A 5707-nucleotide genomic window follows, 5' to 3' on the forward strand; every position below is an offset into this window, starting at 1 on the left:
CCCCCGCCGTCCACCCCGCCCATCCGCACTATTCCGCCGCCCTCGCCCCACGATTTCGATTCGCCATGAACATCAGTCGGGGCACCCTACAGAAGGCGACCGCCGCCACCCTGATCCTGACGCTGGTCGTGGCGTCGTTCGTGGTCGGCAACAAGCTGTGGAAAGACGTCGAAAAGAATACGTACTCGGCGTATTTCACCGAGGCCAACGGTCTGTTCGTGGGCGACGAGATTCGCATCCTCGGCGTCGCCGTCGGCGTGGTCGATAAGATCGAGCCCCAGCCCGGCAGTTCCAAGGTGACGTTCTCGGTCGACAAGCAGTATTCGATCCCCGCGGATGCTCGCGCCGCGATCCTGTCGCCATCGCTGGTGACGTCGCGGGCTGTCCAGCTCGTCCCGGCGTACTCCGGCGGCCCCAAGCTGAGCGCCGGCGCCTCGATTCCCCTGAGCCGCACCGCGGTTCCCGTCGAATGGGATGACTTCCGCAAGCAGCTGGAGAAACTCACCGACGCCCTGCAGCCCACCAGCCCGGGCGGGGTCAACTCCGTCGGCGAGTTCATCGACTCGGCGGCGGACAACGTGCGCGGCCAGGGCGACACCGCCCGCGACACCGTGCTCAAGCTTTCCGAGGCGATCTCGGCGCTCGGCGATCACGCCGACGACATCTTCAGCACGGTGCGTAACCTGCAACTGCTGGTGTCCGCGCTGTACTCGAGCAGCGATCTGCTGGCCTCGTTCAACCAGAACATGGCCGGCGTGACGACGCTGCTGTCCAACACCCCCAACGAAGTCGGCAACGCGTTGAAGTCGCTGGACGGCGCGCTCACGGACGTGCGTGATTTTCTGGCCGAGAACCGCGAAGCGGCGGGCGTCACCTTCGACCGATTGGGCTCCATCACCACGGCGCTCAATGACAGCCGCGGCGATATCAAGCAGATCCTGCACATCGCCCCGACGGTGTTTCAGAACTTCTTGAACATCTACCAGCCGGCCCAGAGCGCGATGACCGGCATCCTGGCCCTGAACAACTTCGCCGACATCCCGCAGTTCATCTGCAGCTCGATCGAGGCGGCGTCGCGGGCGCGCCTGGCGCGGGTATCGAAGCTGTGCCTGCAGTACCTCAACCCGATCATCAAAAACCGTATCTACAACTACATTCCGGCGGGAATTAACCCGTTCGTCGGGACGCAGGCGCGGCCCAGCGAGATCACCTACAGCGAGGACTGGCTGCGGCCCGGGTACACGCCGCCGCCCCCGCCTGAGGCGCCCGCGCCGCCGGATGGCGCGCCCGCGCCGCCTCCCGAGCAGCCGGCGCCGGCCGACCAGCCGCCGCCGACCGAGGCCCCGCCCGCGCCGCCGTCGAACACGACCAGTTCGATCGAGGTGCTACAGAACCTGATGCTGCCGACGGGGCCCTCATGAGGCGCGCTGGGGCCGCGGTCCTGGGGCTGATATGCGTGGTCACCCTGTCGGCGTGTGGTTGGCGCGGCCTGAACTCCTTCAGGCTGCCCGGTACCGCCGGCGGGGGGCCGGGCTCGTACACGATCCAGGCGCAGATGCCCGATGTGGTCACCATCCAGGAGAACACCCGGGTCCGGGTGGACGACGTGAACGTCGGCAACGTCACCAAGATCGAGCTGCAGGATTGGCATGCCCTGGTCACCATGCGGATCAATGGCGACGTGCACCTGCCGGCCAATTCGACCGCGAAGCTCGGGCAGACCAGCCTGCTCGGTTCGATGCATATCGAACTCGCGCCGCCCAAAGGTGAAGCGCCGGTAGGCCAACTCAAGGCCGGGTCGGTGATCCCGTTGTCGCGCGCGAGCCTGTATCCCACCACCGAGCAGACGCTGGCGTCGGTGTCGATCCTGTTGAACGGTGGGGGCATCGGCCAGCTGCAGGAAATCACGCAGGCGGTCGCCAGGGCGTTCGCCGGCCGCGAGAACGACATGCGCAGCCTGCTCAACCAGATCGATGAGTTCATCGCGCGCACCAATGATCAGACCGACGACATCATCTCCGCCGCAGAGAATCTCAACTCTCTGGTCGGCCAGGTTGCCGCGAACGACACGGTCGTGGACAAGGCCTTGACGTCGGTGCCCAAGGCGCTGGACGTTCTGGCCAAGGAGCGCACCAAGATCGCCGACACGATCGATCAGGTCGGCAAATTCAGCGCGATCGCCGCCGACACCATCCACCAGAGCAAGGAATCGCTGGTGAACAACCTGCGCAACATCGCGCCGGTGCTGCGCTCGCTCGCCGATGCCGGCCCCTCCCTCACCAAGGGTCTGGACGGCCTGGCGACCTACCCGTGGCCGGCATCCACCGTGCGGAACTGGTTCCGCGGCGACTACGCCAACCTCACCCTGATCGTCGATCTGACGTTGAGCCGCATCGACCAAGGGTTGTTCACCGGCTCGCGCTGGGAAGGCAACCTCACCCAGCTCGAACTGCAGTGGGGTCGCACCATCGGCATGCAGCCGAGCCCGGTCACCGGGGGTAACCCGCTGACCTATCCGTACCATTTCGGGGGATACTGAATGCTTCGGTTGAATCGCCGGACGTGGATCCAGTTGTCAATCCTGACGCTGGTGACCGTCGTCTCCTGTGGCGCAATGGCATTCAACTTCATGAAGCTGCCTGCCACGTTGTTCGGGATCGGGGAGTACAAGGTCACCGTCGATCTGCCGCAATCGGGTGGTCTCTACGAGACGTCGGTCGTCACCTACCGCGGCACCGACGTGGGACAGGTCAAGTCGGTCGACGTCACCGCCACCGGGGTGCGCGCGGTCCTGGCCATGCGATCGGGAGTCAAGGTGCCCTCCGACGTGCAGGCGTCGGTGCACAGCCGATCCGCGATCGGCGAGCAGTACATCGAACTGACCCCCGGCAAGGACGGCGATGGTTCCCACACGTTGCGCGACGGCGACGTCATCACCGCCGGACACGTCGACGTGCCCGTCGACATCGGGCACCTGCTCGACCTGACCAACCGTGCGCTGCAAGCGATTCCACGCGACAACCTGCGCACGGTGATCGACGAGACCAATCGGGCGGTCGGCGGCCTCGGTCCGGAGTTGTCCCGCATCGTCGACGGCTCGACCGCGTTGGCCATCGCCGGGGGTCGCACCGTCGACCCGCTTGCCGCCCTCATCGACCAGTCGCCGGCGGTACTCAATTCGCAGGTGCAGACATCCGAGGCGATCGCCACGTGGGCCGGCCACACCGCGGCCATCATGGCGCAATTCAAGGCCCAGGACGCCGCGGTGCGAGACCTGTTGACACAGGGCACTTCCGGCGTCGAGGAGGGCCGCGCGATGCTGGACCGGGTGGCGCCGGCGTTGCCGGTGCTGTTCGCCAATCTGGTGAGCCTGGGCGACATCGCCGTCGTCTACCGCCATGACATCGAGCAACTCCTGGTCCTGCTCCCGCAGGGCATCGCGGCCATGGCGGCCATCATCGTGCCCAGCTCTAACACCAAGCAGGAGTACCGGGGTGCCCAGCTGGACTTCAACCTGAACCTCAACCTGCCGCCACCGTGCACCACCGGCTACCTGCCGCCGCAGCAACGCCGCTCACCGGCCAGCGTCGACGCGCCGGACCGGCCGGCCGCGGACCTGTTCTGCCGGGTGCCGCAGGACTCGGAGTTCAATGTCCGTGGGGTGCGCAACATTCCGTGCGAGGGCAAGCCGTGGAAGAGGGCGCCCACGATAGAGCTGTGTGAAAGCGACGAGGAGTACGTGCCGCTCAACGACGGCTACAACTGGAAGGGCGACCCGAACGCCACGACTACCGGCCAGGGCGTGCCGCTCTACCCGCCGGGGCAGGACCCGCGACTGCCACCACCGCGTGGCACCGCCGCGGCGCCGCCCCCGCCGCCCGCCGTCGCGACCTATGACCCGGCCACCGGCGACTACATCGGGCCAGACGGCCGCCGCTATACCCAATCGGACCTGGCCCACCCGCGTGCCAAGAACTGGCAACAACTACTTGTCCCGCAACCCTGACAGTTTTAAGGAGCACCATGGCGGACAAACCCGAAATCTCTACGACGGAGGAAACCGTCGACGAGCCAACGGCAATCGACGTCGCCGAGGACCTCGACGCCGCCGAAACCGAGCAGGCTGAAAAGCTGCACGCCGAACACGCCGACGGTGATGAGAGTCCGGTCGCGGGCCGGTTCGCGCGGTGGCGCGAGCGCCTCCAGCGGCGGCGGCTGTCGCGCGTCGGGACGGCGTTGGTGGCCAGCGCCGTCATCGTGGCCGCACTGGCCGGCCTGAGTGGTTGGCTCGGATACCGGGCCTACCAGAAGCACGAGGCGCAGGCCCGGCAGAACCTGTACGTTGCGACGGCCCGCCAGGGCGCGGTGAACCTCACCACGATCAACTACACCCAGGTCGACGCCGACGTGCAGCGCATCCTCGACCTGGCCACCGGAGCATTCCGCGACGACTTCGAACAGCGGGCCAAGCCGTTCGAGGAGGTCGTCAAGGCCGCACAGTCGAAATCGGAAGGGACGGTCACCGATGCCGGACTGGAATCCCAGCGCGGCGACTCCGCCCAGGTGCTGGTGGCGGTCGCGGTGAAGTCGCGCACCGCCGGCGGTGAAGAGGCGCCCCGGGAATGGCGCATGCGCATCGAGGTCCGATCGGTCGGCGATGACGCCAAGGTCTCCAATGTGGTGTTCGTGCCATGACGACACTGAACGAGGACGTGAAAGTCGATACGGCCGACGAGGAACTGGACCCGGCAACCAAAGACGTACACCAGGAATCGGAGGTCACCGAGCCGGAAGAACCGTCCACCGAGGCGCAACCGAAGGCCGCGCGGACCAGGCGGCGCATCGGGTGGCCGCAGGTGTTCGCCTACGGCGTATTGCCCGGCCTCGCATTGGTGTTGGCGCTCGGCGCGGGCTACCTCAAGTGGTCGGCCGGGGCGGCCGATGATCTCGCCCAGGCCCGCACCGAATCGGTGCAGGCCGCCCGCGAAGACGCCATCGCATTGTTGTCCTATCACGCCGACACGGTGGACAAGGACCTCGCCGCGGCGCGCGAACGGCTGACCGGTGAGTTCAAGGACGCCTACGGCGAGCTGACGCGTCAGGTCGTCGTTCCCGGTGCGAAGGAGAAGCACATCTCGTCGGTCGCCAAAGTCAATGCGGCGGCGTCGGTTTCGGCATCTGAAACCCATGCCGTGGCGCTGGTGTATGTCGACCAGACCGTGACCATCGGTGCGGGCGCTCCCACCGACACCCAGCCCGTTGTGCGGATGACCCTGGACAAGGTCAACGGCCGATGGCTGGTTTCGCGCTTCGACCCGGTGTGACCCGAGGAATCGTGATGGAAGTATCGGTACGCCGCTGCGCCCGGGTGCTGCCCGTCGGCGTGGTGCTGTTGGGGACAGCCACTGTGGCGGCCCCGGCCGCGCACGCCGACAACAAGCGGCTCAACAGCGCGGTGGTGTCGGCCGTCTACACCCTGCAGCACCAGGCGGGCTGCACCAACGACGTCGTCAGGAACAACGCCCTCACGCTGGCCGCCGAATGGCACGCCGATGACATGATCAACAACCGAAACATCAACGGCGACATAGGCTCGGACGGTTCCACGCCGCAGGACCGCGCCAACGCCGCCGGCTTCCGCGGCCGGGCCGCCGAGACCGTGGCGATCAACCCGGCCATCGCGATCAGCAGCCTGGAACTGGCCAAC

At 66.9% G+C, this 5707-nt stretch carries 6 protein-coding genes; all 6 read left to right on the forward strand.

Translation table 11 applies throughout. The annotated features are described in order from the left end of the window. Positions 1-65: 65 nt before the first annotated feature. On the forward strand, positions 66-1421 hold the full coding sequence (locus tag A5646_RS27565) for an MCE family protein (protein ID WP_067025731.1): 1356 nt from the start codon (positions 66-68) through the stop codon (positions 1419-1421). Continuing rightward, entirely contained in the window at positions 1418-2539 is a 1122-nt protein-coding gene (locus A5646_RS27570) for a virulence factor Mce family protein (protein WP_067025735.1), read from the forward strand. Before A5646_RS27565 ends, A5646_RS27570 begins: the two co-directional genes overlap by 4 nt. Beyond that, a complete protein-coding gene (locus A5646_RS27575) occupies positions 2540-4006 on the forward strand; it encodes an MCE family protein (protein WP_067025738.1) in 1467 nt (488 codons plus the stop codon). Positions 4007-4023: 17 nt separating this feature from the next. Next, positions 4024-4695 (forward strand): Mce protein, encoded by a 672-nt coding sequence (locus A5646_RS27580; RefSeq protein WP_156765734.1) that lies wholly within the window; start codon positions 4024-4026, stop codon positions 4693-4695. Further along, entirely contained in the window at positions 4692-5324 is a 633-nt protein-coding gene (locus A5646_RS27585; protein WP_067025740.1) for a hypothetical protein, read from the forward strand. The genes A5646_RS27580 and A5646_RS27585 overlap by 4 nt, the downstream gene beginning before the upstream one ends. Before the next feature lie 14 nt (positions 5325-5338). Beyond that, on the forward strand, positions 5339-5707 hold a 369-nt coding region (locus A5646_RS27590; RefSeq protein WP_067025743.1), incomplete at its 3' end, for a CAP domain-containing protein.

Source organism: Mycobacterium sp. 1245499.0 (assembly GCF_001673615.1).
Lineage (GTDB): Bacteria > Actinomycetota > Actinomycetes > Mycobacteriales > Mycobacteriaceae > Mycobacterium > Mycobacterium europaeum_A.